This is a genomic window from Sedimenticola thiotaurini (genome assembly GCF_001007875.1).
Taxonomy (GTDB): domain Bacteria; phylum Pseudomonadota; class Gammaproteobacteria; order Chromatiales; family Chromatiaceae; genus Sedimenticola; species Sedimenticola thiotaurini.
Window position 1 is genome coordinate 1,571,624 of the sequence record NZ_CP011412.1, and the last position, 24,777, is coordinate 1,596,400.

General features: G+C 57.8%; 25 protein-coding genes and 1 tRNA gene. 9 read left to right on the forward strand and 17 right to left on the reverse strand.

Annotated elements, in window-relative coordinates; translation table 11 throughout:
• Positions 1 to 233 precede the first annotated feature (233 nt).
• Both AAY24_RS07105 and AAY24_RS07110 read right to left on the reverse strand, forming a co-directional pair.
• Positions 234 to 324, reverse strand: a tRNA-Ser gene (locus AAY24_RS07105).
• A gap of 682 nt (positions 325 to 1,006) precedes the next feature.
• Complete coding sequence (locus AAY24_RS07110) at positions 1,007 to 1,477, reverse strand: aminoacyl-tRNA deacylase (RefSeq protein ID WP_046859098.1); 471 nt, start codon at positions 1,475 to 1,477, stop codon at positions 1,007 to 1,009.
• A gap of 221 nt (positions 1,478 to 1,698) precedes the next feature.
• On the opposite strand from AAY24_RS07110, the gene AAY24_RS07115 reads away from it, so the two are divergent.
• The 5 genes from AAY24_RS07115 to AAY24_RS07135 all read left to right on the forward strand — a co-directional run bounded on the left by AAY24_RS07115 (position 1,699) and on the right by AAY24_RS07135 (position 6,679).
• Positions 1,699 to 2,535 (forward strand): class I SAM-dependent methyltransferase, encoded by an 837-nt coding sequence (locus tag AAY24_RS07115; RefSeq protein ID WP_046859099.1) that lies wholly within the window; start codon positions 1,699 to 1,701, stop codon positions 2,533 to 2,535.
• A 156-nt stretch (positions 2,536 to 2,691) separates the two neighbouring features.
• Entirely contained in the window at positions 2,692 to 3,435 is a 744-nt protein-coding gene (locus AAY24_RS07120) for a phosphoadenylyl-sulfate reductase (RefSeq protein ID WP_046859100.1), read from the forward strand.
• A 14-nt stretch (positions 3,436 to 3,449) separates the two neighbouring features.
• Positions 3,450 to 3,782: a hypothetical protein gene (locus AAY24_RS07125; RefSeq protein ID WP_046859101.1), complete on the forward strand. Its 333-nt coding sequence runs from the start codon at positions 3,450 to 3,452 to the stop codon at positions 3,780 to 3,782.
• Positions 3,783 to 3,806: 24 nt separating this feature from the next.
• Positions 3,807 to 4,583 (forward strand): sulfite exporter TauE/SafE family protein, encoded by a 777-nt coding sequence (locus tag AAY24_RS07130; RefSeq protein ID WP_046859102.1) that lies wholly within the window; start codon positions 3,807 to 3,809, stop codon positions 4,581 to 4,583.
• Positions 4,584 to 4,609: 26 nt separating this feature from the next.
• On the forward strand, positions 4,610 to 6,679 hold the full coding sequence (locus tag AAY24_RS07135; protein ID WP_052761116.1) for a nitrite/sulfite reductase: 2,070 nt from the start codon (positions 4,610 to 4,612) through the stop codon (positions 6,677 to 6,679).
• A 93-nt stretch (positions 6,680 to 6,772) separates the two neighbouring features.
• On the opposite strand, the gene AAY24_RS07140 is transcribed toward AAY24_RS07135, so the two are convergent.
• The 7 genes from AAY24_RS07140 to AAY24_RS07170 all read right to left on the reverse strand — a co-directional run bounded on the left by AAY24_RS07140 (position 6,773) and on the right by AAY24_RS07170 (position 14,692).
• Entirely contained in the window at positions 6,773 to 7,918 is a 1,146-nt protein-coding gene (locus AAY24_RS07140; RefSeq protein ID WP_335337221.1) for a cytochrome-c peroxidase, read from the reverse strand.
• A 29-nt stretch (positions 7,919 to 7,947) separates the two neighbouring features.
• The gene (locus AAY24_RS07145; protein ID WP_046859103.1) at positions 7,948 to 9,054 is read right to left on the reverse strand and encodes a DUF1513 domain-containing protein; all 1,107 of its coding nucleotides are present in this window, start codon (positions 9,052 to 9,054) and stop codon (positions 7,948 to 7,950) included.
• 3 nt (positions 9,055 to 9,057) lie between these two features.
• Positions 9,058 to 10,143, reverse strand: coding sequence for an imelysin family protein (locus AAY24_RS07150; protein ID WP_046859104.1), 1,086 nt, complete (start codon positions 10,141 to 10,143; stop codon positions 9,058 to 9,060).
• A 9-nt stretch (positions 10,144 to 10,152) separates the two neighbouring features.
• Positions 10,153 to 11,589: a di-heme oxidoreductase family protein gene (locus tag AAY24_RS07155; RefSeq protein WP_046859105.1), complete on the reverse strand. Its 1,437-nt coding sequence runs from the start codon at positions 11,587 to 11,589 to the stop codon at positions 10,153 to 10,155.
• A gap of 65 nt (positions 11,590 to 11,654) precedes the next feature.
• Positions 11,655 to 12,923 (reverse strand): imelysin family protein, encoded by a 1,269-nt coding sequence (locus AAY24_RS07160; protein WP_335337222.1) that lies wholly within the window; start codon positions 12,921 to 12,923, stop codon positions 11,655 to 11,657.
• Between the two features lie 622 nt (positions 12,924 to 13,545).
• Positions 13,546 to 14,295 carry an acetoacetyl-CoA reductase gene (gene phbB, locus AAY24_RS07165; protein WP_046859106.1) on the reverse strand — a complete coding sequence of 250 codons (750 nt, stop codon included), beginning with the start codon at positions 14,293 to 14,295 and terminating at the stop codon, positions 13,546 to 13,548.
• Between the two features lie 28 nt (positions 14,296 to 14,323).
• On the reverse strand, positions 14,324 to 14,692 hold the full coding sequence (locus tag AAY24_RS07170) for a phasin family protein (RefSeq protein WP_052761117.1): 369 nt from the start codon (positions 14,690 to 14,692) through the stop codon (positions 14,324 to 14,326).
• Between the two features lie 494 nt (positions 14,693 to 15,186).
• On the opposite strand from AAY24_RS07170, the gene AAY24_RS07175 reads away from it, so the two are divergent.
• Both AAY24_RS07175 and phaC read left to right on the forward strand, forming a co-directional pair.
• Entirely contained in the window at positions 15,187 to 15,651 is a 465-nt protein-coding gene (locus AAY24_RS07175; protein WP_046859107.1) for a phasin family protein, read from the forward strand.
• Between the two features lie 55 nt (positions 15,652 to 15,706).
• A complete protein-coding gene (gene phaC, locus AAY24_RS07180) occupies positions 15,707 to 17,797 on the forward strand; it encodes a class I poly(R)-hydroxyalkanoic acid synthase (RefSeq protein ID WP_063370452.1) in 2,091 nt (696 codons plus the stop codon).
• Positions 17,798 to 17,938: 141 nt separating this feature from the next.
• On the opposite strand, the gene AAY24_RS07185 is transcribed toward phaC, so the two are convergent.
• The 3 genes from AAY24_RS07185 to AAY24_RS07195 form a co-directional block, all read right to left on the reverse strand.
• A complete protein-coding gene (locus tag AAY24_RS07185; protein WP_046859108.1) occupies positions 17,939 to 18,607 on the reverse strand; it encodes a YiaD family glycine zipper/OmpA-like lipoprotein in 669 nt (222 codons plus the stop codon).
• Positions 18,608 to 18,777: 170 nt separating this feature from the next.
• Positions 18,778 to 19,317, reverse strand: a complete 540-nt coding sequence (locus AAY24_RS07190) for a DUF2058 domain-containing protein (RefSeq protein WP_046859109.1) — start codon at positions 19,315 to 19,317, stop codon at positions 18,778 to 18,780.
• A 58-nt stretch (positions 19,318 to 19,375) separates the two neighbouring features.
• Entirely contained in the window at positions 19,376 to 19,936 is a 561-nt protein-coding gene (locus AAY24_RS07195; protein WP_046859110.1) for a class II aldolase/adducin family protein, read from the reverse strand.
• A gap of 192 nt (positions 19,937 to 20,128) precedes the next feature.
• On the opposite strand from AAY24_RS07195, the gene modB reads away from it, so the two are divergent.
• Entirely contained in the window at positions 20,129 to 20,809 is a 681-nt protein-coding gene (gene modB, locus AAY24_RS07200; protein WP_046859111.1) for a molybdate ABC transporter permease subunit, read from the forward strand.
• Positions 20,809 to 21,888, forward strand: coding sequence for a molybdenum ABC transporter ATP-binding protein (gene modC / locus AAY24_RS07205; RefSeq protein ID WP_046859112.1), 1,080 nt, complete (start codon positions 20,809 to 20,811; stop codon positions 21,886 to 21,888). The genes modB and modC overlap by 1 nt, the downstream gene beginning before the upstream one ends.
• Here modC and mobB read toward each other — a convergent pair.
• From mobB to AAY24_RS19140, 5 genes are all read right to left on the reverse strand, one after another.
• A complete protein-coding gene (gene mobB, locus AAY24_RS07210; RefSeq protein ID WP_046859113.1) occupies positions 21,883 to 22,422 on the reverse strand; it encodes a molybdopterin-guanine dinucleotide biosynthesis protein MobB in 540 nt (179 codons plus the stop codon). The two genes, modC and mobB, sit on opposite strands and share 6 nt — an antisense overlap.
• Positions 22,423 to 22,435: 13 nt before the next feature.
• On the reverse strand, positions 22,436 to 23,191 hold the full coding sequence (locus AAY24_RS07215; RefSeq protein WP_052761118.1) for a DUF4197 domain-containing protein: 756 nt from the start codon (positions 23,189 to 23,191) through the stop codon (positions 22,436 to 22,438).
• A gap of 249 nt (positions 23,192 to 23,440) precedes the next feature.
• Positions 23,441 to 23,710 (reverse strand): hypothetical protein, encoded by a 270-nt coding sequence (locus AAY24_RS07220; protein WP_199930520.1) that lies wholly within the window; start codon positions 23,708 to 23,710, stop codon positions 23,441 to 23,443.
• Positions 23,711 to 24,221: 511 nt separating this feature from the next.
• Positions 24,222 to 24,596 carry a DUF2802 domain-containing protein gene (locus tag AAY24_RS07225; RefSeq protein ID WP_082117070.1) on the reverse strand — a complete coding sequence of 125 codons (375 nt, stop codon included), beginning with the start codon at positions 24,594 to 24,596 and terminating at the stop codon, positions 24,222 to 24,224.
• Between the two features lie 6 nt (positions 24,597 to 24,602).
• Positions 24,603 to 24,776, reverse strand: coding sequence for a hypothetical protein (locus tag AAY24_RS19140; RefSeq protein ID WP_199930521.1), 174 nt, complete (start codon positions 24,774 to 24,776; stop codon positions 24,603 to 24,605).
• Between the last annotated feature and the right edge of the window lies 1 nt (position 24,777).

Sequence of the window (24,777 nt, forward strand, 5' to 3'; positions counted from 1 at the left end):
GTTCTCATCAAATCCTCGACCCCCTGATAAAACAAAAGGCCCCGCAAGCGGGGCCAGTGCATCGGGTGAGGATCGCTCGGGATGGATTCGCCGCTGCGCGACTCACCCCTTCGGGGCGCCTGCGGCGTCCTGCGCCAGCGCCCTGCGCTGGCTGGTCGAACCGAAGGGTTCTCATCAAATCCTCGATCCCCTGATAAAACAAAAGGCCCCGCAAGCGGGGCCTTTTGTTTTATTGGCGGAGAGCGAGGGATTCGAACCCTCGATACGCTACTAACGTATACACACTTTCCAGGCGTGCTCCTTCAGCCACTCGGACAGCTCTCCAGATAAATTGTTTTTTCTACCTATTCGGCTCTGATCCTGAACCAGGCAGGAGCACGCGGCGTGCTCGTTACTCGGGCTTACGCCCTCGCCCCTTCGGGGCCGTCGCCAAAGGCGACGTTCTCTCGGCGAGCCTCGAGTCAGCCACTCGGACAGCTCTCCAGATAAATTGTTTTTTCTACCTATTCGGCTCTGATCCTGAACCAGGCAGGAGCACGCGGCGTGCTCGTTACTCGGGCTTACGCCCTCGCCCCTTCGGGGCCGTCGCCAAAGGCGACGTTCTCTCGGCGAGCCTCGAGTCAGCCACTCGGACAGCTCTCCAGATAAATTGTTTTTCTACCTGTTCGGCTCTGATCCTGAATCAGGCAGGAGCACGCGGCGTGCTCGTTACTCGGGCTTGCGCCCTCGCCCCTTCGGGGCCGTCGCCTCCGGCGACGTTCTCTCGGCGAGCCTCGAGTCAGCCACTCGGACAGCTCTCCAGATAAATTGTTTTTCTACCTGTTCGGCTCTGATCCTGAACCAGGCAGGAGCACGCGGCGTGCTCGTTACTCGGGCTTACGCCCTCGTCTGTAGCTAAAATCGGCGCAGATAAAAAAATCCCCTGCGCTTCTCCGATTTTTTGGAGGCGCAAGGGTATACCAGAATGCCCGCTGGCGCAATGCCAGCGGGGCAGTTTATGCACTTTTCAGATATGCCGGCTGATAGGTATCTGCTGGGAATCTTTCAGCAGATTCCTGAAGTCCTCCCCGGACATCTTGATCAGCGCCTGATGGTCTCCGCCTTCGAAATAGACCTCCGGCTGTTCCAGCAGGGCCGGATCCACCCAGGTATCGATGCCATAGGCTTCACCCAGCGCGGGCATGGCACCGATTTCGCAGTCGGAAAATGCACCGGCCATCTCACTCTCGGTGATTAACTGGAGTCTGTGCCTGGCCAGATCGCTCAGTTTTTCCAGATCCAGCCGGTGGGTGGCCGGTATAACCGCCAGCAGGTAGCGGTCTTCATCGCCCAGCAGTACACTTTTTGCAAGCCGATCACCGGGCACATGAGCCACTTCCGATGTCTCCAGCGCCGAGTTGGTGCGTATATGTTCGATCACCTGGTAGGACGATCCGTGATCCGTCAGATACTCTTTCAAGGTAATTGCGATTCCCATGATGCCTCCTCTGCCGATATAATCGTCCCTGTTGCGTCTCGGCATCTATTTTGCGATCAATCAACAAGTTATTAACCCATCAATGACTCATTCCGCCAATTCCCAACGCAATCCGAATCATGTGACAGGCTAACAGGCCCCAAACAACACATTTCCTCCTTCTCACGCCTGTTTAAAGTATAGTCGGTGGCACTGGTTTTAACTGTTTTCAGGTTATTTTGATGTCCAAAAAGAACAAAGAGAAAAAAAAGCACGGGAAGCGCTCTTTAGCCGGGCAGGCAGACCGCCACCGGCTCTATGAACTTGCTGTGCAATATGCAGCTTCCGAGATTGAGTTTGTCGATGAGACCTACCAGTCGATCCGGGGACACAAGGCTGAACTGCTGCGGGAAGATTTCTGCGGTACCGCCAACGTCTGTTGTGAATGGGTGCGCCATCGCAAGGGCAACCGGGCCATCGGGGTGGACCTGGACCGGGAGGTACTGAGCTGGGGCCAGGATCACAAGCTGTCTGAATTGAGCATGGGACAACGCAAACGCATTGAACTGATCGAAGAGAATGTGCTGCAGGTGGAGACCGAGTCCCCCGATATTATCTCCGCCATGAACTTCAGCTACTGGTTGTTCAAGGAGCGAAAAGAGCTGAAGCAGTACTTCACCCGGGTAAAGGCGGCGCTGGCTGAGGACGGCATCTTCTTTCTGGATGCCTATGGCGGCTACGATTCGTTCCGGGAGTTGGAGGAAGAGAGGGAGGTCAACGAGGGTGAATTCACCTATATCTGGGAGCAGGAGCGCTATGACCCGGTCACCGGCGGCCTGATCTGCCATATCCATTTTGCCTTCCCGGATGGCTCCCGGTTAGACCGCGCGTTCAGTTATGACTGGCGACTCTGGACCCTGCCGGAGATCCGGGATCTGTTGGAGGAGGTCGGCTTCAGCAAGGTCACTATCTACTGGCAGGGATGGGATGAGGACGGCGAACCGGACGGCATTTTTGTGCCCTCCACCACCGGAGAGGCCGATGCCGGCTGGATCTGTTACATCTCGGCGGAAAAATAGCCGTTGCCGCTTGGGTGATAAAAACCAGATAACCAACAATTATTTTTATATGTCAATTTGATATTTTTATAATTTTCCAGGTCAGACTAAGGTTGTTCCCAGTTACTTGTCGCCACCCACTCTCCGGCGCATCCACCTTTACTGAGGAGCAACCCCATGAGTATTTCCATCCTGGATGTCCAACGTCTGGCCACCACCTACGATGACCGCACCCCGGAACAGATCATCAGTCTCGCGCTGGAGACGGTAGAGAATATCGCCATCTCCTTCAGTGGTGCGGAGGACGTAGTGCTGATCGACATGGCGGTACAGATCAATCCCGCTGTCAGGGTCTTCTCCCTGGATACCGGCCGCCTGCATCCCGAGACCTACCGCTACCTGGAGCAGGTACGGGACCACTACGGTATCACGCTGGATGTGGTCTCCCCCGCCGCCGACGAGGTGAACAAACTGGTCCGGGAGAAAGGGCTCTACAGCTTCTATCGGGACGGTCACAAGGAGTGCTGCGGCGTACGCAAGGTTGCGCCCCTGCGCCGCAAACTGGCGACCCTGAACGGCTGGATCACCGGCCAGCGCAGGGATCAGAGTATCGGCACCCGTACCGCCATACCGGTGATCCAGGAGGACCCCTCTTTCTCCACAGAATCCAACCGGCTGCTCAAGTTCAACCCCCTGGCCAACTGGAGTTCAGCCCAGGTATGGGCCTATATCCGCGACAATGAAGTGCCCTACAACCCGCTGCATGGACAGGGTTTTATCAGCATCGGTTGCGAACCCTGCACCCGTGCCGTACTGCCCAACCAGCACGAACGGGAAGGCCGTTGGTGGTGGGAAGAGGCGGCTGACAAGGAGTGCGGTCTGCACGCCGGTAATGTGGCAGCCCAAACCGCTGTCCGCTGAACAGGGAGTCCAGTATGGCCTTTATTACCATGGTGAAGAAACTGGGACGGGACGGTCAGCCCTGCGCCAAGTGCCGGGATGTGGAAGCCCGCATGCGCCGGGAGGGTCTGTTCGAGCAGATCGACCGGGTGGTGGTCGCCCAGGAGGGGGATCTGGATAGCGAAGGTATGCGTCTGGCACAGATCTACCAGGTTGAGCGGGCGCCGTTCTTTCTGGTGGCTGACAGCAACGGTGATGTCCAGATCTATACGGTCTATTTCAAGCTATTGCGGGAGGTGCTGCGGCCGGCCGAAACCAAGCGTTCCATACCACCCGGTCCACTGTTCAACCCCTCCCTGGTGAACTGAACCGGTTGGCCAAAAGGACCGAACATGGATCCCCTGTTTACTTTGGCCGGCTTTGTGGTGGGGCTCTGTGTCGGACTGACCGGCGTGGGCGGTGGCGCCCTGATGACCCCCATCCTGGTGATGGGATTCGGTATACCCGCCGCACTGGCCGTGGGCACCGACCTGGTCTACGCCGCCATCACCAAGGCGAGTGGCGTCTGGTTTCATGGCCGCAAGGCCAGCATCCGCTGGCGACTGGTTGCCCATCTGGCGATCGGCAGTCTGCCGGCGGCACTGATCACCGTGGTACTGCTCGATCAGATGGTGCCGAACGGCAGCCAGGAACGACTAATCAGCCTGGCACTGGGAATCACTCTGATGTTCACTTCGCTGATACTGCTGCTGAAGGAGCGTATCAGCCGGGGAGTGCTGACCAACCGGTCGCGGGTAGCCGGCTGGATACGGCGCCACCGAAGCCGGTTGCTGGTTCTGCTGGGGGCCCTGCTGGGGGTGCTGGTGACGCTCTCCTCGGTCGGGGCCGGGGCACTGACCGCGGCAATTCTGTTTCTGCTCTATCCGCGCATTCCAGCTATCGCCATTGTCGGTACCGACCTGGCCCACGCGGTGCCCCTGGCCGCAGTTGCGGGCGCCGGACACCTGCAGTTGGGTAACGTGGACCTGATACTGCTGGGTAGCCTGCTGCTGGGCTCGATCCCCGGCACCGCCCTGGGCAGCCAGCTGGGTATCCACCTTCCGGAGCAGCTGCTGCGCCGGGGATTGGCCGGACTGCTGTTTCTGACCGGTCTAAAGTTCGCTTTTTAGCATTTAACCGACCTCTGGAGTCAACCATGACCACTGCATCCAATCCGCTGATCGATACCAAAGATTTCGATGAGTACGAGCAGTACCTGCAGGCATTCCTGCAGGGCAACCTGGACCCTAACCGGTTTGCGGCCATCCGTCTCAATCTGGGTATCTACGCCCAGCGTCAGGACGGTATGTGTATGGTCAGGGCCAAACTGCCCGGTGGCCGGTTACACCCGCGCCAACTGCTCGGTTTTGCCCAGGCGGCGGAACAGCACGCCGGCACCGACAGCGTCCATATCACCACCCGGCAGGATATTCAGTTCCATTTTGTGCCGTTGATAAAAACGCCGGCATTGCAGCGCACCCTGGGCGAGTACGGTATCGCCACCCGGGAAGCCGGCGGCAATACGGTCCGCAATATCACCAGCTGCCCGCTGGCCGGTGCCTGCCCGGCAGAACACGTGGATATCAACGCCTATGTGGAGCGGGTGGCACGGCACTTTATCCGCCATCCTCTGACCGCCGCCATGCCGCGAAAATTCAAGCTCAGCTTCTCCGGCTGTGAATCGGATTGCGCCAACGGTCTGGTGCATGACCTGGGGATCATCGCCACCCGGAACGGAGGACGACCCGGCTTTCGTCTGCTGGCGGGCGGTGGACTGGGCGGCAAACCCCGGGAGGCGATCCTGCTGGAGTCTTTCATTGAAGAGAACCAGCTGATCCCTGCCATTGAGGCAGTGCTCTCAGTGCATGACAAGTATTCCGACCGAAAACGGAAGATGCGTTCACGTGTCAAGTTTCTGCTGGACAAGTTTGGTCCCGAAGGCTTTATCGAGAAGTACCGTATCGAGTACGCCCGAACCGCCAACGCCTACAGTGCGGAAACAGAACCGCTGACCGCCTGGCGCCAGCGTAGTGTGGAGGGTAATCAGATTGATACCGCCCTGCGCGCCCCCACAGCACAGCATAAGGCCGATCTGAACATACTGCCCATCAGCGTACCGGACGGCACCCTATCGACCAAAACCCTGCGTAACCTCGCCCACCTGCTGATCCGGGAGGGTCTCCATGACATCCGCACCACGGTCGACCAGAACCTGAGTATCTTCAACGTGCCGACCGACCGGCTGGGCCATCTCACCGTGGCCCTCCGGGAGCTGGGACTGAAGCTGCCCCGCTGTGGTGATCGGGTGGTCTCCTGCCCCGGCACCGCCACCTGCCCCCTGGGTATCACCGCGTCACGGCAGATGGCGCCGCGCCTGAGCGGCGGCTCCGGCGATCTGAGCGTGCGGATCAATGGTTGTCAGAACGGCTGCGCCAACGCCACCATTTCGGATATCGGTCTGTATGGCAAGGGGCGACGTCACCATGGCCGACTGGTCCCCAGTTACACCCTGCAACTGGGTGGCGACGGAAGCGAGGATGGCGGCATCGGCATCAACGGCCCGGACATCCCGGCGGTTCGCGTCCCTTCCGCTGTCACCCTGTTACACGACAGCTATCATGCCGATCGCCTGGACAATGAGAGTTTCCGCGACTGGGTGCGACGTGAAGGACGCGCCTATTTCGATCAGCTGCTCGGTCACCTGAGCCGCGTCGGCCCCATGGAGTTGCCGTTTCTCACCCGGGAGTATGGTGACAGCAGCGTATTCAAGGTGGAGTCACTGGGAGTGGGCGAATGTGCCGGCGCCCAGGCCGCACCTGCCGACAAGCTGTTGCTGAACGCCCGCTACGAAGCCGACCTGAGTATCGCCTTTGCGGCCAAAAACAAGCAGGCCGACGCGGGCGAGAGCCTGGAAAACCAGCTCGTCTACTCGGCACAGGCCCTGCTGGAGATCCAGGGACTGGATGCTTCCCTGACCCGCGTCGAACAGCTGCTGCCTGCCCTGCGTGCCGCTTACCCGGAACACCCGGAACACCCGGACCAACTGGACAGGCTGGAGCAACTGTTTAGTGAACTGGATACCTTCCGATCGACCCTGGACGAGTTGCAGATGGCGCGCCTGATCAGTGCGGCGGAACAGTTCACCGTCTGGGCGGAGAGCGTGGTTGGTGAACACCACAAACGCCCTCCTGCCACCGAGCAGCGCCGTTCCGGCACAGATGGTTGAAACCGGCTTCCCAACCCTGCCCTACCGCGCCCCCGGGAACGGGGGCGATGTGCCTGGCCGGGAAACATCCCATGCATCGATACCGATCACAGCTTACTCAAGCAGTTTTTCGTAGCGTCGATCGGTGAGGGTCTTCAGGAACGCCACCAGGGCGTCGATGCGTTTGTCATCCAGTGCCGGCCCGGTCTCCAGCTCTTCCAGGGAGATATTCTCCGCGATTTCCGCGGCCGCCCACGGTTTACCGGTTTCCGGATTGATCTGGCGTTGGGCGCTGCGGCTGTTATATTTGTTATAGAACAGCACCACGGTGCGCAGATCCTTAAATACACCGTTGTGCATGTAGGGGCCGGTCACCGCCACATTCCGCAGGGTGGGCACCTTGAATTTACCCGCCTGTCCGGGATCATCCACCTTGGGATTATCCAGCAGCCCCCGATCCACATAATCTGCATCCATACCGTTGAGCTTGCGAACAGCCACATTAACCGGGGTACCGATATTGTGGTACTCGTAGTTGCTGAACGTCTCACCCTCGCTGCCGGGCAGTCGCTTCAGTTGATGACAAAGATTGCAATTGGTGAACTGTTTGGAGAAGAACAGGGTCATGCCCAGATCCTCCTGGGGAGTCAGTTCATATTCACCCCGAAGATAACGGTCGTACTTGGAGTCGAAGGGGGCGAAAAATTCCGTCTTCTCGAACGCGGCAATGCTCTTCGCCATGGCGCTATAGGCCTGTTCAGGATCGTTGAAAATCGCATCACCGTAAAAGGTTTTGAAGGCCGTTACATAATCGTCGTTCTCCATCAGTCGTTGTACCGTGGAGATCTTGTCGGGCATAGCCATCTCGATGGGATTGAGGGGCGGCCCCCCAGCCTGGCCGGCCAGGTCATCCTCCCGACCATCCAGAAACTGACCGCCAACATAACTGCCCGCGTCGTTCAGATGGAAGGGGGGACTGAATGCGGCATAGGCAGCGCTGGGCGCATTGCGATCACCCAGGGATTTCCCGTCATCCCCCAGGGATACGGCACCGCCCACGCCATTGTCCCGATCATCCACGAAGCCCCGGTTGGGAGAGTGGCAGGTTGCACAGGATTGGGTCCGATTCCTGGACAGATTGGTATCGAAAAAAAGCGCCTGTCCAAGTGCCTCCACGCTATCGAATGCAGCTTCGGCCTGCAGCGGGGCCAGGGAGCCCATGACAACCAACACGCCTACCAACAGTTGCTCAGTACGCACAACAACTCCTCTCCATAATGAACCAGGACTCATACCCGGATCATGTGATTATCCCACCGGTATCCACTCTCTCCACTGGCTATCCGCTGCATGGTTCCGTCAACCAGGCGATAGCGGCAGATCACCCCCTCACCGCTGCTCAACAGAAACTCGCCGGGTTGCTCTCCCATACCGATACCGCAACCATCCTGTAACTCCGCCATGCCCAGGTATGCACCTTCCCCGGCCCGCCAGAAACTGACCAGGTTGCCCCGGGGAGAGGAGACCGCAAACACTTCTCCCGACAGATCAATACAGGCGCTGCCACAGTAGTTACGCATCCGCTGCTGCACGGCATCCGGTGCACGCAACAGACGCATCTCCTCGCCACGCCGGTGCAGACCGATCAGCGGCGGAGTCTGGGTACGCTTGCCCTGGAACTGCATCACGCAACAGACCTGGTCATCCGGTGCCACGCTCAGATGACGGATGCTGTTCAGGCGGTGTCGTTCCTCCAGCCGGCACTGCTCCAGCAGCGCACCATCGCGAATGTTGATGTAGCTCAGGGACGACACCATGCTGTCCAGATTGAGCTTGGCTCTGCCGGTATCCGGGTGGGTTTGGATGCCACCATTGGCCACCACCAGGGTGTGACCATCGGAAAGCAGCGCCACCTCGTGGGGGCCGATGCCGTGGGATGAAAACTCACCCACCTGGCGGTATCCCTGCCTGACATCCCGTATGCCGATCACCCCTTCACCCTTGGCAAAATCGTTTTCCGGCGTATAGAACCACTCCCCATCGGCGGAAAAAAGGCCGTGCCCATAAAAGTGCCGGTCCGGTCGGCTCTCCAGCCGTTGCAACACCTGCCCGTTTTGCAGGGCAAACACCACCAGATAGTTACCGGGGCGCCGAGCAACGGCTACCGCCTTTGAACCATCCGGTGACAGGGCAATACCGTGCCCACGACTTTCCAGCGGAATGCTGTAATGGATCCGGCCTTGGTCATCGAAACCGTTGATGTAATGTTTTCCATCCAGATCTGAACTGGCGCTCAGGTAGCGGACTCCACCAGGCTCTGCGGCCGCTACCGGCAAAACCGACAGCAACGGTAGCCCTGCGGCGGAGAGTAAAAAGCGACGACGATCCATCGGCATGACTCAGTCTCCATCCAGGCTGTTGAATCCGAGGGAAAGCCCCACTGCCGGCGGCAGTTCAGAAGCCACCAGTCGCTTCAGGCGACGGGTCTCCTCCAACAGGGCCTTGACCTGCCCGTGCTCTTCGCTCTCCTGCGCGATCTCGTACAGCGCCGGAGTGATTGCTTCTGTCGTATGGATAGCGGTTTTGAATCCATCCCGGATCTTCCGGTCCAGCTCCCTATCCGCCAGCAGCGGCGCAAAGCCCACCACATAGAGTTCGTGGGTGGCCTTCAGGTTGAGCAGGATATTGCGCAGGGAACGGCGGCTGCGCCAGGACTCGGCGCGACGCATCTGGTAACGCTCCAGGGGACGCAGCAGTTTCTGATCCACTATGGACTGTAACTGGGTATGCAGGTCGTTGAGTAGGCGCGTGCTCACCTCCTGACTGCTTTCGAAATAGTCGTTACCCGATTCAGCCCCCAGGATCTGGTCACGAAAGGCCACGTCACCGGGCTGCCAATCCCTGACTATACCGGCCGACATGTTTGCCAGATTATCGGCAATGGCGACCAGCAGGTCGCACCGATAGGCGGGATTACCGGGAGCGCCGAAATCACCCAGCGTCAGTTGCCCGGGGAACAGCAGACGCTCCAGAGTGGAGAAGCCCTGGATCGCCACACTGGTATGGGCAAACTTGTCCGCTGCCAGTACCTCCTGGTCCTGCTTGCTCAGGAAGCGGCGCAGCTGCTTGGGACCGGTGCTGTGCTTGTCCGGCCACATCTGGTAGCGGTTGTAGCGGAGATACATCTCTACCGGTCCGAAACGTATATGCTGAATACCCATCCAGTCATCCATCGCCTGATGATAGGCGGCACGGAGTGAGGTGAGCTGCTCTTGATTCGGCGCGCTACAGAAGCGGGTCGCCTTGTCTGAAAGTATCGCCGTACTCTCCGCCAGTTGCTGGTAACGGGGGATCAGGTGTTCATCCACCACCGCCCGATTGACTGACAACCAGTCCGGCCCCGCCAGCGCGTTAGCACCGGCCAACAGCAGACCCAACAGCAGCCAGTTGCGCAGAATGGATGGGAGGGAATATGTTTTAATCATTGTCATTCTCTATAAAGACTCAATAAACCGTATCAGGTCGTTCCGTTGCGACCTGCTCATGGCCACCACCTTTTCCCTCGACGCCGCGGCCTCGCCACCGTGCCAGAGAATCGCTTCAAGCAGGCTCCGCGCCCGACCATCATGCAGATAGTAACTGTTGCCGTTCACCTGCCCGCTCAAGCCGATTCCCCATAGGGGTGCGGTGCGCCACTCCCGCCCGCTGGCTTTCCCTTCGGGTCGATTGTCAGATAACCCTTCGCCCATATCGTGCAGCAACAGATCGGTATAGGGCCAGATCAGCTGCCCGGAATGTTCCCCGTCGACGCTCTCCGTGGCGGTAACGAAGCTGGGGGTGTGACAGGCGACACAGCCACTCTGGTGGAACAGCACTTTGCCCCGCAAGACCTGGGGATCATCCGGATCACGCCGCTGGGGGACCGCCAGATTTCTGGCGTACAGGGCGGTCCAACGGGTGACATCGGAGTGGGCCTCCAGATTATCGTATTGGGGCGAATTGCCATTCGGCGCCTCCAGACAAGCACGCTGGTGTTCGCTGCACTCCCCGGCCCCCTGCGGGAACAGGGGTACGGAGATGCCGATATCGTGAAAAAACGCCTTCTGGGACTGCTCGTCCACGCTGGGTACACTCGCTTTCCAGCCAAAACGGCCCACCACCTCACGCTGTTGCAGCCGACTCCATACCCGGTTTACTTTTCCCGATATGCCGTCACCATCCCGGTCCAGAGGATCGGCCAACTGCACCAGATCCTCCTCCCTGATCGCACCCAGCAGACCCAGACCAATCATCTGTGGGGCCAGCCGGGGCGATAAGCCTGTATCCGGATGCAGGGGACCATAGGCGAGATTAGCCGCCCGGAATACCGGTTTACGAAGGGAGACCCGCTCACCGTCGGACAACGTCACGTCAAACTGCTGGTACTCGACCTGCACCTCTCCTTCGGCCGGTATACCCCTTACAGCAAACGTCTGCAACTGGTGACCGTAGACCGGATCGGGCCCAGCCGACGCGCCAGGCATCGATCTTCCCAGATGTAATACCAGGGAGACATCCACATTGCCGGCGGCATCTTCCGGTCGACCCCGACCGTTTCTCCGATGGCATTGCAGGCAGGAACGGGCATTGAACAGGGGCCCCAAGCCGTCTGCAGCCTGGGTCGCCGTCGGTGCGGACACCCAGAGCCGCTTGAACATCGCCTTACCCAGGGTGAAATCCAGTTTGCGTGCCGCCGCCATATTATCAGCCGGATGGGAGTAGGCCTGCTGGTCAGTATCGCCGGTATAGGTGGTCGCCCCCCCGGGATAGCGTTCAGACGGCTCCGGCCGGGAGAAGTCGGTGGTCGCTTTTGTCAGTTGGTCTGTTTCGGCCTGTACTGGCAGGTTCGGCAGGAGCAGTAGTGCAACAAGTAGATATGAGCTGTTTTTCATGGCAGGACAGATCGATTACGGATGCTGGCGGGAGCGGCGATAAACCGCCCCCGCCGGATGTGCTGTTATTCAAACACCTTCTTTGGCGCATCCAGACTGTCGGATCCCTCGATCGCAATCGGCTCGATACTCAGCGCCGCAACCACAGCCTCTATCCCTCTGGTCTGGGCGACCAACGCATCCACGGCAGCCATCACCTTGGCGTTGCCATCCTTGTTTCCCTCACCGATCAGCTGATCGTAGGCCACACCCTGCTTCTCGGCGCTATCCACCAGTACCTGCATTCTGGCCAGGGTCGCATCCAACTGCTCCCGCAGGGCACGATCAGCAGCCGCATCCTTCGCCACCACCAGGTCGGAGAGACTTGGACCACTGATTTTCTCTCCATTGATACGGGTGTAGGTGCCGGTGTAAACATTCTTCACACCCAGCGCATCATAGTAGTGAGACCAGTGAGTATTGTCACTGAAGCAATCGTGCTCCTCCTCGGGATCGTGGAGCATGACACCCAGCTTCATGCGTTCGCCGGCCAGTTCACCATAGGAGAGACTGCCCATGCCGGTCAGGATGGTAGCGATGCCCTGGGCCGCATCCCCCTGCATCACGGCGCTGCGTGCCTGACCATCGGCGGCCCACTGGGCCGTCATCCAGGCCAGTTCGTCCACCAGCAGATCAGTAGCGGCCTGCAGGTAGGCGGCACGGCGCTCACAATTCCCACCGGTGCAGTTTGCAGGATCAAAATCACTGGCCGGCCGGGAACCCGCTCCGGGACCGGTGCCGTTCAGGTCCTGGCCCCACAGCAGAAACTCGATGGCGTGGTAACCGGTGGCTACATTGGACTCTACCCCATCCAGTTCGTGCAGAGTCTGGGCAAGCAGCTCCTTGTTGATCCGGGTGGCATCCACCGTTTTTCCACCGATCATCAACTTCTGGTTGGCAATGATGTTGGCGGTATAGTATGGATTCTCATCTGACTCCTGACCGTAAGCGGGAGCCACATAGTCGATCATCCCCTCATCCAGGGGCCAGGCATTCACCTTGCCCTCCCAGTCATCAACAATAGCGTTACCAAAACGGTAGGCCTCGGTCTGCTGGTAAGGCACCCGGGCGGTTTTCCAAGCCTGTTTTGCAGCAGAGAGATTGGTTTCCGTCGGTTCTTCAACCAGTTGGTTTACCGCCTTTTGCAGACCCTTAGCGGCGGTCAGTGAATCCTGGTACATGGCATGGGCCATGTCCGCATAGTGGGTCAGCACCGCCTTCTCGTCCGGTGCCGCCCAGACTGAAAAACTGAGCGCTACAGCGGGAAGCATTAAAAGTATTTTCTTCATCTTCATTCGGCCTCTGTCTATATAGGGGATCTGGAGTTGGAGCAACGGACGATCAGCTGGCTGATCCAAAATCCGGGTGTGATCTGGTTTTTCCGTTACCGGATATGGGCAAGTCAGCGGCGGGCAACCGGGAACCGATAATGGTGTTCACGATTTTCCATGGGTATGCCAACCTGACCTCAACAAAACCCAGTAACATCAGTCCGGGCGCCCTTGCCGGACAAGCCTGTTTCGGGCAGATCCAAGCTGAATTCCCACGGGACACTGGGTAAACCCATCAACTGATCTCACTGAGCTAAATAATACGAAAGCTGAATGATAACGATTAGCATTTACTTGTCAACTACCGATTTCAGAACAGGCGGCATTTCGGTATCAGGCAGGACCAGACCTGCAGATGGATGGATAACCCGGCAAAAGTGTCGAGCAGGACAACGCCAAACCACGTCAGTGCCAGGTCGACCGACAGAATCCATAGCTGGCCCTTTGCAGGCCTATGGCAAGGGGCACACCCGCTGATTGGGCTCCCTTGATCAGGACCGGAAAAGAGACAAAAAAATGCCCGGTGGGGAACCGGGCAAAACTCTCTATGGGTTACAAAGAGAGGAGGAGGATTGGGTAACTGGTATTAATGGACGAAAAGCGCTCCATTGACCGGGATGTTGGCACCGGTGATATAAGCCTGCTCATCAGCGGCCAGGAATGCGACAGCGGAGGCGATCTCTTCCGGCTTACCTAGGCGACGCATGGGAATGCCGGATACGATAGACTCCAGTACATCTTCGCGCATTGCAGCCGTCATGGCGGTGGCGATATAGCCCGGCGAAACGGTATTGGCAGTAACACCCTTGGCCGCGCCTTCATAAGCAAGAGCCATGGTGAAGCCGTGCATACCCGCTTTGGCAGCAGAGTAGTTGGCCTGACCAAACTGACCACGCTGACCGTTCACCGACGAGATATTGATAACCCGTCCGAAACCGCGCTCCAGCATGCCGACCCAGGCTGGCTTGGTCACATAAAAAGCACTGTTCAGGTTGGTGTTGATCACCGCTTCCCAGTTTTCGGCATCCATGCGCTTCATGGTCATGTCGCGGGTGATACCGGCACAGTTAACGATGATATCCACCGGGCCAAACTCGTTCTGGACTTCAGCGACCATGCGCGCACTGTCCTCTGCAGAAGAGACATCGCAAACGGCGACTGCCACTTCAACACCGGCCTCAGCCCGTGCCTTGTTCCACTCGGCCAACTTCTCCTCTTCGGCAGGATGGTAGGTAGCAACAACTTGGATACCGTCTTTTGCCAACCGCTCACAGATAGCGGTACCGATTCCACCAATGCCACCGGTCACAATGGCCAAACGTCTGTTTTCTGACATAACTGTTAATCTCCGTTTTTTAGCGCGATTAAGCGACCTTTACAGACTGGCTGACCTGCTTGGAGAAGGTCTCGAAGCCTTGCTCAATCCAGGAACGGTAGTCGTCGCGCGCTTCCGTGGTAAGCTGTACGGCTTCACGGCTCTTGGCTGCAACGTTTTCACCAAACTGCTTGGCAACGCTCATTTCGGCGGCAACCAGATCCTTGATCTCTTTTGCCTCACTGGTTGCTTTGACCAGTTCCACACCGGCATCCGCGAACAGCCCAAAGGTCTCAGCTTGTTTTTCAAGCAGTTTTTCCCAGGTGCGAAGATTCAGTTCGCTCAGGCTGCGAGCCGCTTCAAAACCGGCGACACCAAACTCTTTCATGGCTTCCAGATTAACTGCAGACGTTTTCATGTAATGCATCCTTGTTTGAAATTAACTATGTTGCGTTGCAGCATATCGCCGCACCCAGCCCTTGTCAAGTTTCTTTTTGTGCGGCGCACAATGGGATCAAAAAGCTACACTCCCCTCCCCGTAAATCGTTGGACAGCACAATGAAAAATCCATCAAAAAAACAGTTATTTTCTGTTTTTACAATGAGTTATAGAGGCAATGCCGGCACTGATCTTATTCAAAGCGGGAAACAAAGTAACGGCTTTCGATTATTTGAAAACTACCGGCTGCTGCACCATTCAAGTGCTTTTTAATAGTTAAATTTGTGCAGTGCACAATGACATGCTAATCTATAATCCTGAATAGAGCGAAATCCGTTGCGGTTTCCGGGACGTTTGAGCCAGGTGGAACAGGAAAAGTTCCAGTATCGCCAGTACATCGTACAGGATCCCGAATCTCAATCAGCTCTACATATTGAGTTTATAAACGTTTGATAATTTTTTGAGGATGATTCCATGGCCCAGCAAAAACCGTTCGACTTCTCCAACCTGTTTGCCAGCTTCGATCCGCAGGCAATCGCCAAGCAGTTCCAGGACAGCTTCGGTGGTGCTTCCATCCCGGGGATTGATCCCACCAAGCTGCTGGAGACCCAGCGCAAGAACATGGAGCTGTTGATGTCCACCAACCAGGAGATGCTGGCCGGCTCCCAGGCACTGGTACAGCGTCAGGCCAACATGCTGCAGGAAGCCATCGCCGAGGTGACTGCCGCTGCACAGAAACTGGCTAACTCTGGTGACGCGAAGGATGTTTCCGCACAACAGGTGGAACTGCTGCAAACCGCATTCGAAAAGGCGTTAGCCAACTCCAATGAGATCAGCAACATGATCCGTCAAACCCAGGAGTCGGTGACCAGCCAGGTGAATAACCGCATTTCGGAAAGTCTGAAAGAGCTGAAAGAGACTATTGCGAAGGTCAAATAGTTCTGACCATCACCCTACTAATACCGGATCTGCATACGAAGAACAGGAGAGAGAGATGTCGAAAACTGACCAGTCCGAGGTCAATACATTGGGCTTTGCGTCGACAACCATGGAGCTGCAGAAAAATTTCAAGCAGGTCGAGGAAATCATGGCCAATTTCGCCAAGTCCTATGAGAATATGGACCTTGATCCATTCAATCTGATGAAGTCATCCGCAGAGTGGTACTTGGCTGTAGCTAAAGATCCGCAGAATGTGATCAATGCCAATATCTCCTTTCTGCAGAAATCCATGGAGCTGTATCAGCAATCCCTGACCAATCTTATCGGTGGGAGTGTTGTAGCCGATCCGGTTATTACCGAAGACAAGGGCGATCGCCGCTTCAAACATGAAGACTGGGATCAGCAACCCACCTTCAACGCCATCAAGCAATCCTACCTGCTGGCCTCCAAATGGCTGCGCGATCAGGTGAAGGGTGTGGAGGGTCTGGATGAGCACACAGCCGAAAAGGTGGAGTTCTTCACAGAGCGTTACCTGGAGGCCATGTCACCGACCAACTTCGCCGCCACCAACCCGGCCGTTATTGAAAAGGTGGTGGAGACCAAGGGTGCTAACCTGGTGCACGGTCTGAAAAACATGCTGGAAGACCTGGAGGCGGGCAAGGGAGAGCTGCGCATCCGCATGACCGATACCTCCGCCTTTAAACTGGGTGAGAACGTGGCCACCACGCCCGGCAAGGTGATATTCCAGAACCGGATGTTCCAGCTCATCCAGTACATGCCCTCCACCGACAAGGTGCTGAAGCGGCCACTGCTGGTGGTCCCCCCCTGGATCAACAAGTATTACATCATGGATCTGCAGCCGAAGAACTCGCTGTTGAAGTGGCTGGTGGATCAGGGTCACACGGTGTTTGTGGTCTCCTGGGTCAATCCTGACAGCTCCTATGCAGAAACCAGCTTCGATGATTATGTCACCGAAGGGGTGATGACGGCGGTCGATGTAGTTGAACAGGCCACCGGTGAGTCCGATATCAACATGATCGGTTACTGCATCGGTGGATCGCTGTTGGCCACTTCGCTTGCCTACATGAAAGAGAAAGGCGACCAGCGGGTCAAGAGCGCTACCTTCTTCACCACCATGATCGACTTCGCCAAACCGGGTGAACTGGGCGTCTTTATCGACGAAGAGCAGATCTGCGGCCTGGAGAAGCGCATGGAAGAGACCGGTTACCTGGATGGCAGCCAGATGGCAGGCGCCTTCAACCTGATGCGTGCCAACGACCTGATCTGGTCGTTCTACATCAACAACTACCTGCTGGGTAACGATCCGCGGCCGTTCGACCTGCTCTACTGGAACTCGGACTCCACCCGCATGCCGGCCAAGATGCATGCCTGGTATCTGCGCAACTTCTACCTGGAGAACAACCTCTGCAAACCGGGTGGTGTGACGATCGACGGTGTGCCCATCGATATCTCCAAGGTGGATATCCCGGTCTGCTTTGTCTCCGCCGCGGAAGATCACATCGCGCCCTGGCGCTCCACCTACGCCGGTGCCAAGCTGTTCTCCGGCGATGTACGTTTCATCCTGGGCGGTTCCGGCCATATCGCCGGCATCATCAATCCACCGGCAGCCGGCAAGTACAACTACCGGGTGACCGATGATCTGCCGGAAGATCCCGAAAGCTGGGCAAAAGAGGCGGAAGTGGTGGAAGGCTCCTGGTGGCCTGAGTGGGATCGCTGGGTGAAGGCACTGGCCGATGACAAGGTTGCGGCCCGTACCCCGGGGGACCGTGGCATGCCGATCCTTGAAGAGGCACCCGGCAGCTATGTAAAACGCACCCTGGAGGATACGGCTCCGATTCCGGCTACCCCCAGTACCGCAGCGGATGTAACCAGCAAAGCGAAGCCTGCGGCCCCGGCCCAGCAGCCCAAGGAGAGCAAAAAACAGCAGCCTGATGATCTGACTGCCATCAAAGGCATCGGCCCGAAACTGGCGGACGTTTTAAATAGCGCCGGTATCGTCAGCTACGCGCAACTGGTGGAACTGGGCAGTGAAGGAATCAAGCAGCAACTGCTCAATGTGGACGAGCGCTATGCCCGTTATGACACCAGCAACTGGCCGGAACAGGCCAAGGCATTGATGGCGTAGTATCGCCCTGCTCCACGGACGGTAACGAAAAGGCCGGAGCTTTCGCAGCTCCGGCCTTTTTTCTTGTCTGCGCCCATCGATCGATGCAAAAGATCTGTTCTGGCAGACTCCTTTCCGCCCAGGGCGCGCCGTATCCGTGCGTTACTCCACGTAGGGCAACAGGGTCAACTCCGCCCGACGGTTCTGTTGCCGTCCGGCGGCCGTGGCATTGCTGGCAATCGGATAGCTCTCTCCATAGCCGACACTGTCAATACGAACGGCCTCCACACCACTGGCAATCAGGACATTACTCACCGCCTGGGCACGCCGCTGTGACAGGTTCTGGTTATAAGCAGCCGAGCCGGTACTATCGGTATGGCCAGCCACCTCGATCATGGTGGATTTGTACTCTTTAAGCACCAGCGCGACCGATTGCAGGGTTTCCACAAAACCGGGGTTCACATCGGCCCGGTCCACCGCAAAGGTAATATTGCTTGGCATATTGAGAATAATGTTATCGCCGTTACGGGTTACGCTGACCCCGGTATTCTCCAGCTGCTGGCGCAGCTTTGCCTCCTGAACATCCATGTAGTAACCCACACCACCGCCAGCCAGGGCGCCGATGCCGGCCCCCTTAAGGGCCCGTTCTTTGCGCTTCTTCTTATCACTCGAGGTGGCAATACCCAGAACTGCACCAACGGCCGCACCAATCGCGGCCCCCTTTACGGCACTGGAAGTCTTTTCCTCGCGGGTATAGGGATCCACTGTGGTGCACGCCTGTAAACCAACCGTGGACGCGACCAGACAGCAGAGGATTATTTTTTTATTCATTAACAACTCCTTCAGACCCAAGCCATCAGTTGGCGCTAGGCTGAAACCCGACTACATCCGTACCATGGCCGGTATCGTGTGCCGGTAGAACAGCCGTTGGCCAACCGCCAGGTGGCTATGGTTGCATATCAGGCGCCACTGATCCCGCTAGAGATTCACAATTCCGGGTGCTACCACATCAGGTCATCCGGCACCTGGAAATCGGCATAGGGATCATCTTCGGCGTTCTGTTTTTCAGTCCGGTTCAGCAGAACAATGGTGCTCTGGTCCCGTTGCTGGATCTTCTCCGCCACCGCCACCGGCACGACGGCATAACGATCATCAAAACGGGCAATGGCCAACTGGCCCCGGCTGAGCCGTGCCTGAACGTCTTCAGTTACGTAGATCTTCTTGATCTTGCGGCCATCGGTGAAGCTGTAGGGCAGATCACCCTCCTCCATCACCACCTGATTCATCTCGATCAACTGTCTGATCTGCGCCTGGATAGCCCGCTTGTCGGCCTCCGCCTTGCGCTGCAGATTGAGTTGTCGGTCCCGTTCAGCCTGTGCACGCTGCGCCTCCCGGGCCGCCTGTTTCGCTTCATCGGTCAACTGGGCCTTGCTCTTGCGTGCCTGTTTGGCCTGTTTCTGCTTTTGCTTACGAACCTCACTGGCCTTCTTCTTGTCCACCAGACCCGCCTTCAGCAGCTGATCCTGCAATGAGATACCCATCAATCACTCCTCATACTTTTCACAAAATTCCAATACCGGTCGTCCATCACACCAGCAGTCAGTCCAGGTTGCCCAACTGACGGGCCAGAAAGGCGGTTTTGGCGGAAAGCTCCAGTGAACAGGTCCACTTGTAAGCCAGGTTCAGCGTCTCTCCCACACTGTAAACACCGTGTCCGCGAACCACGGTGATGCGGTGGGATTGCAACATCTCGGCAACCGCCGCAGGCGCCTGTTCCACGTAGTCCTGGTAGGGGATGGTGATCACCGGCACCTGGGGAAAATAGAGCTGCCCCTCGAAATCGACCGGCAAAAAGGTCTCTCCATTCAGGGTCGTTGCCACTGTGTAGGGTCCGTGACTATGCAGTACTGCCCGGGCAGCGGGATTTCGCCGATAAACCTGCTGATGCAGTGGGCCATCCAGGGAGGCCCCTTCTCCACAACCTTGTGAGACCGAGCAGGCCACCAGATCATTCACCCCCAGGGTATCGGCACAGGCCCCCGTGGGGGTAATCCAGAACCGGTCCCCATCCCGTACCGAAGCGTTTCCGCTGTGTGAGTCGTTGTTACCGTACTGCCTCAGCCACTGGTAGTAACGCACCAACTGTTCCCGTAACTCCATGCATCCCCCGGTTAAATTCGCTTCGACAATGATAGGCGGATTATCCCTTTATCAGTACAATAACGGAAATCCCCGTATTGGATCAGTTATGCGATTAACCAGCCTCATCAATGTGCCGTACAGCCCGGCTGGCGGATCTGCCCGTTCAGCGCGCCAACTCCGGTCTTTGAGTACCGGGACTCTGCCAGCATAATGGAACCCAATGACCTGTCCGCACTCTGGGTCACCCTGCGACTGGCCCTGACCTCCACCCTGCTGCTGCTGCTGTTGGGTACGCCGATCGCCTGGTGGCTGGCCCGCTCCCGCTCCCGTATCAGCACGCTGGTGGAGACCATCATTGCCCTGCCCCTGGTGCTGCCCCCCACGGTGCTCGGGTTCTATCTGCTTATCGCCCTCTCCCCCAAGGGGATACTGGGTGCCAGCTGGATTGCCCTGGGGGGCTCCGGGTTGGCTTTCACCTTTTCCGGGCTTGTTATCGGCTCCGTGCTCTACTCCATGCCGTTTGTCGTGCAGCCCTTGCAGAATGCCTTTGCCGCGATCGACCGACGTACCCTGGAAGCGGCCAGCACCCTGCGTGCAGCGCCGCTGGATCGCTTCTACTCCGTGGTGTTGCCACTGGCCAGACCAGGATTCATCACCGCCGCCACACTGGGGTTCGCCCATACCCTGGGTGAATTCGGCGTAGTTCTGATGATCGGCGGTAATATCCCGGGCAAGACCCAGGTGCTTTCCATCGCCATCTACGACCACGTGGAGTCGCTGGCCTATGGGCAAGCCCACCTGCTCTCCGCCGGGCTGTTGATCTTCTCGTTCCTGATTCTGTTTCTGGTCTATCGCATGAATGGAACCAGCCTGCTGCGTCGAAGTCACTGATGGATAACCTGATCAAGTTCCGATTTAAGCTGCCGTTGGGAGGATTTACCCTGGATGTGGCAGGCGAGATTCCCAACCGGGGGGTGACCGCCCTGTTCGGCCGTTCCGGTTGCGGTAAAACTTCCCTGTTACGCTGTATCGCCGGGCTGGAACAGGCGGGGGATGCCTTCCTCTCCATCGGCGAAGAGTGCTGGCATGACAGTAAGCGCAATTTTTATCTGCCACCACACAAGCGGGCAATCGGCTACGTATTTCAGGAAGGGATGCTGTTCCCCCATCTGCGGGTCCGGGAGAATCTGCTGTTCGGCTACCGGCGTACCCCTGCCGGCGAGCGCCGGGATGATTTTGACCAGGTGGTCCAGCTCCTGGGCCTGGAACGGTTGCTGGAACGGAGTCCGGCCCAACTGTCCGGCGGCGAAAAGCAGCGGGTGGCGATCGGCAGGGCGTTGCTCAATCATCCACGCCTGCTGCTCATGGACGAACCGATGGCGGCCCTGGATCGGGGCCACAAAAAGGAGATTCTCCCCTATCTGGAGCGACTCCACGGTGAGTCCCATATCCCGATCATCTATGTAACCCACGATCTGGACGAGTTGGCCCGCATTGCCGACCATCTGATCCTGGTTGAACAGGGCAGCATTGTTGCGACTGGCCCGTTAAATGAATTGCTGGCGCGGGTCGATCTGCCGATTGCCCGGAACGAGGAGGCGGGCGCGCTGATCGACACCCGTATCATCGAGCATGACGAAACCTATCACCTGACCCGACTGGCCTTCGCCGGCGGTCAACTGACCGTAGGGTGGATCGATCGTCCGGTCGGGGAGTCGGTGCGTATCCGTATCCATGCCAAGGATGTGAGTCTGGCACTGGATCCACCGGGGTTGACCAGTATTCTGAATGTGCTGCCCGTAACGATCCGGGAGATGGCGGTCCACGGTCGCGGACGGATGATTGTAAAACTTGACGTCAATGGCACGCCACTGCTGGCGCGCATCACCCGGAAGTCCCGGGATAACCTGGATCTCAAGCCAGGCATGCAGATCTACGCCCAGATCAAGAGCGTTGCCCTGACTCTATGAAAACGTCCCGGAGGCGACCGGCCGCGACTGTGCCATCCAGTCGCTGATGAAACCGGCAATCTGCTGCGCGTCATTCAGATCCAGCAGGGGAAGGGGCAGATCAGCCGGGGGCTCGCCATCACAGGCAAAGGCGACGATTGTCGGGTCATCTGGGTAGATGAGCGGCTTTTCAAGCTGGTTGCGATGCAGCTCGATCTTGGGGAAGGCGACATGTTTAAAGCCCTCCACCAGGATCAGATCCAGCTTGCTATGATCCAGCTGATTGATCATCGCCTGCAGATCGGGATCACCGGACCCACCAGTCTCCACCATCAATGCCCAACGACGCCCCGATGCCACCAGCATCTGGGACGCCCCCGCCTTGCGCAGCTCGTAGCTGTCCTTGCCAGGCTGATCGATATCAAAATCGTGATGGGTATGTTTGATCATCCCGACACGCACCCCCTGCTCACGCAACAAGGGCAACACTTTTTTCAACAGGAACGTTTTGCCCGTACCACTGTAGGCCGCAAAACCGAGCACCGGTAACTTCACAGACAACACCTTCCTATTTACCCACACTGCCAAACACGGTCTTTAGAATGTCCGTAGTCCGAGCGACCGGGTCCTGCCGGATCAGCCGCTCCTGCTCAGCCAATTTCAGGAACAGTCCATCCAGCGCCCTCGCCGTGACGTATTTGTCCAGATCCAGTGAATCCATATCCACATAGGATCCCAGGAAGCCTACCTGCCCCACCAGATCCTTGTAGGAAGAGGTCACACCCGTCTGCTTGGTGGCCTGTTGCACAATGGGCAGGATGGCGCTGCTGAGCCGGTCGCTCCCCTTGGTTTTGAAATAGTCGGTCGCGGCGCTATCGCCACCGTTGAGAATACCCCGGGCATCTTCCAGCGACATCTCCCGAATGGTGTCGCTGAAAATCGACACGGTCTCCGGTACGGCCTTTTCCGCCGCCCGGTTCATGGTGGCTTCAAACTCATCAACCAGTTCATCCTGACCGATCGCCCGGAGTCCCTTGGCCACGCTTTTCAAACCACTGGGCAGCGGGATTTTTACCTGGGGATCATCCAGGTAGCCGCCCGGCTGGCCGAGCAGCGCAACCGCCTTTTCGGTGCCGACGCTCAAGGCATCCTTGAGCCCCTGCACAATCTGGTCATTGGACAGCGCGCTTGAAACGGCGGGTGTATCACTCTGTCCCACGGTCTCCTTGGCGGATTTAAGCCAGGACTTCCAGTCCGCCTGGGCCACACCGGCCAGGAGCACCAGCCCCAACACCAGTGGGAAGATCATCTGTTTCTGTTGCATGCTTAGGCTCCTATTCAGCCATTTCCGTTTCGGCCGAGTCCCTCAGACAGGACCATGTGGCACATAGTGTTTAGTGTAACAGATAGATCGCAGGATAAGCCGAGGATATATCAGAACGGGAGCGTCCCGATCGGGAGGAGATAGCAGTAACGGGGCGCTAGGCCGGATGGACCGATTCAGCTGGCAGGTATTTCCCGTACCAAGGAAAATCCTGCCAGTGCGTATCGGTAGAGTGGGATGATGGCGGGATCAGCGGGAGGCCCCCGCCCCCATCACCAATACAAACTTGAATGCCTCGTGCCGACTGACCCGTGCAACCCTGTTTGCCGGGGCGTTACAGATGAATCCCGGCGTACAGTGCGGTTTTCTGGCCACCCGGCTGCTCCCGGCTGCAACGGTCTCTTGCAACTGCATTTTGATGGCAGCTGATTCACTGTCGGTTGGATTGGCCTGATAATGCTGTGTCGTACCCAACGCAGTGGTTGATGCGGTTGCCAGCAGGAAAAGGCCCAGCAACATTTTGGAACCCGTGTGTTCAGAACTGTATGATCTGCCCATGTTGACACCTCTCTACTTTTCTGCCCGGAATTCGCCCTCTGGAAGCAAGTCTGGTCCTGTCATCCGCAGTAAACAAGGGCAGGAAGGGGTTTCTGCCTGATTTATTGTCAAAGCGGTATGTCAATCCCACAACCGCTATCGACAACCTCCCAAACAACCCGGAACAGGCTCGCATTGTGAAGGGCGACTGGTTCTCAGTAGCCGCTTGACCCGACCAGACCGGATCAGCGCAACCAGCCAAAAATGCCGCCAAGATGGTCTCTCGGAGCGGGATTCAGGTAACACCTGCTTGAGCAGCCGGTTCAGACCGTCCTGTTGCCAGAACCGGGCGGGGGGGGGGAGAGTCGCAAATGGCAACGACCGGGTTCGCCGGTTCTGCGCCATGGAGTTTGGTTGAATGGGGTGGGACGGGCGGGAGAGCGGGGCCGGACCGCTGCTTGTTCAACAGGTTCAGAAGGTCAGTTGAACGGGACTATTTGGAACCATGCAGCATGACCACCAGATCCGCTTCACTTCGGCTCAGGCCCAGCTCTTCCACCAGTGCACTGGCGGTGGCCCCCTGCTGAACCATCTGAATCGCTTCGCCATAGGGGCGATCCTGCTGGGTTGATTCCATGGACTCCTGTCGGTGGGCCAGATCTCGCCCACTGCGCTCCAGATTACTGACCCGCTGATCCACTCCCACCGCACCGGAACAGAGTGCATTGAGGTTTTCTGTCAGGGAGTGAACCCGCGCCTGCAGATCCTGCAGCTGTTGATTGGCTTCCCTTAATCGGAGACCGACAAAAGACAGCGCGACGATGGCACCCAGAGCCAGGATCAGGGAAAGAAGCGTGAGGATTTCCATAGTCAGTCAAGCATAGTCGTCGATCTGCGGATGTCTATCGCCCTCATCAGGGAGTGGCTCCTGAACCGGCTTTTTATCTTTTTTCCCTTTCGGGTCGGCCTCGGGACGCTTGCGTCGGGACTCATCACGCCGCACAGGCCAGGATGGCTTGATCGGGGTTGGCTGGCTGATTTCCGACATG

Excerpts from the sequence above, each read along its gene's own strand:
- AAY24_RS07110 (WP_046859098.1), bottom strand. The coding sequence starts at position 1,477 with ATGGGAATCGCAATTACCTTGAAAGAGTATCTGACGGATCACGGATCG.
- AAY24_RS07115 (WP_046859099.1), top strand. The coding sequence starts at position 1,699 with ATGTCCAAAAAGAACAAAGAGAAAAAAAAGCACGGGAAGCGCTCTTTA.
- AAY24_RS07120 (WP_046859100.1), top strand. The coding sequence starts at position 2,692 with ATGAGTATTTCCATCCTGGATGTCCAACGTCTGGCCACCACCTACGAT.
- AAY24_RS07125 (WP_046859101.1), top strand. The coding sequence starts at position 3,450 with ATGGCCTTTATTACCATGGTGAAGAAACTGGGACGGGACGGTCAGCCC.
- AAY24_RS07130 (WP_046859102.1), top strand. The coding sequence starts at position 3,807 with ATGGATCCCCTGTTTACTTTGGCCGGCTTTGTGGTGGGGCTCTGTGTC.
- AAY24_RS07135 (WP_052761116.1), top strand. The coding sequence starts at position 4,610 with ATGACCACTGCATCCAATCCGCTGATCGATACCAAAGATTTCGATGAG.
- AAY24_RS07145 (WP_046859103.1), bottom strand. The coding sequence starts at position 9,054 with ATGCCGATGGATCGTCGTCGCTTTTTACTCTCCGCCGCAGGGCTACCG.
- AAY24_RS07150 (WP_046859104.1), bottom strand. The coding sequence starts at position 10,143 with ATGATTAAAACATATTCCCTCCCATCCATTCTGCGCAACTGGCTGCTG.
- AAY24_RS07155 (WP_046859105.1), bottom strand. The coding sequence starts at position 11,589 with ATGAAAAACAGCTCATATCTACTTGTTGCACTACTGCTCCTGCCGAAC.
- AAY24_RS07160 (WP_335337222.1), bottom strand. The coding sequence starts at position 12,923 with ATGAAGATGAAGAAAATACTTTTAATGCTTCCCGCTGTAGCGCTCAGT.
- phbB (WP_046859106.1), bottom strand. The coding sequence starts at position 14,295 with ATGTCAGAAAACAGACGTTTGGCCATTGTGACCGGTGGCATTGGTGGA.
- AAY24_RS07170 (WP_052761117.1), bottom strand. The coding sequence starts at position 14,692 with ATGAAAACGTCTGCAGTTAATCTGGAAGCCATGAAAGAGTTTGGTGTC.
- AAY24_RS07175 (WP_046859107.1), top strand. The coding sequence starts at position 15,187 with ATGGCCCAGCAAAAACCGTTCGACTTCTCCAACCTGTTTGCCAGCTTC.
- phaC (WP_063370452.1), top strand. The coding sequence starts at position 15,707 with ATGTCGAAAACTGACCAGTCCGAGGTCAATACATTGGGCTTTGCGTCG.
- AAY24_RS07185 (WP_046859108.1), bottom strand. The coding sequence starts at position 18,607 with ATGAATAAAAAAATAATCCTCTGCTGTCTGGTCGCGTCCACGGTTGGT.
- AAY24_RS07190 (WP_046859109.1), bottom strand. The coding sequence starts at position 19,317 with ATGGGTATCTCATTGCAGGATCAGCTGCTGAAGGCGGGTCTGGTGGAC.
- AAY24_RS07195 (WP_046859110.1), bottom strand. The coding sequence starts at position 19,936 with ATGGAGTTACGGGAACAGTTGGTGCGTTACTACCAGTGGCTGAGGCAG.
- modB (WP_046859111.1), top strand. The coding sequence starts at position 20,129 with ATGGAACCCAATGACCTGTCCGCACTCTGGGTCACCCTGCGACTGGCC.
- modC (WP_046859112.1), top strand. The coding sequence starts at position 20,809 with ATGGATAACCTGATCAAGTTCCGATTTAAGCTGCCGTTGGGAGGATTT.
- AAY24_RS07215 (WP_052761118.1), bottom strand. The coding sequence starts at position 23,191 with ATGCAACAGAAACAGATGATCTTCCCACTGGTGTTGGGGCTGGTGCTC.
- AAY24_RS07220 (WP_199930520.1), bottom strand. The coding sequence starts at position 23,710 with ATGTTGCTGGGCCTTTTCCTGCTGGCAACCGCATCAACCACTGCGTTG.
- AAY24_RS07225 (WP_082117070.1), bottom strand. The coding sequence starts at position 24,596 with ATGGAAATCCTCACGCTTCTTTCCCTGATCCTGGCTCTGGGTGCCATC.
- AAY24_RS19140 (WP_199930521.1), bottom strand. The coding sequence starts at position 24,776 with ATGTCGGAAATCAGCCAGCCAACCCCGATCAAGCCATCCTGGCCTGTG.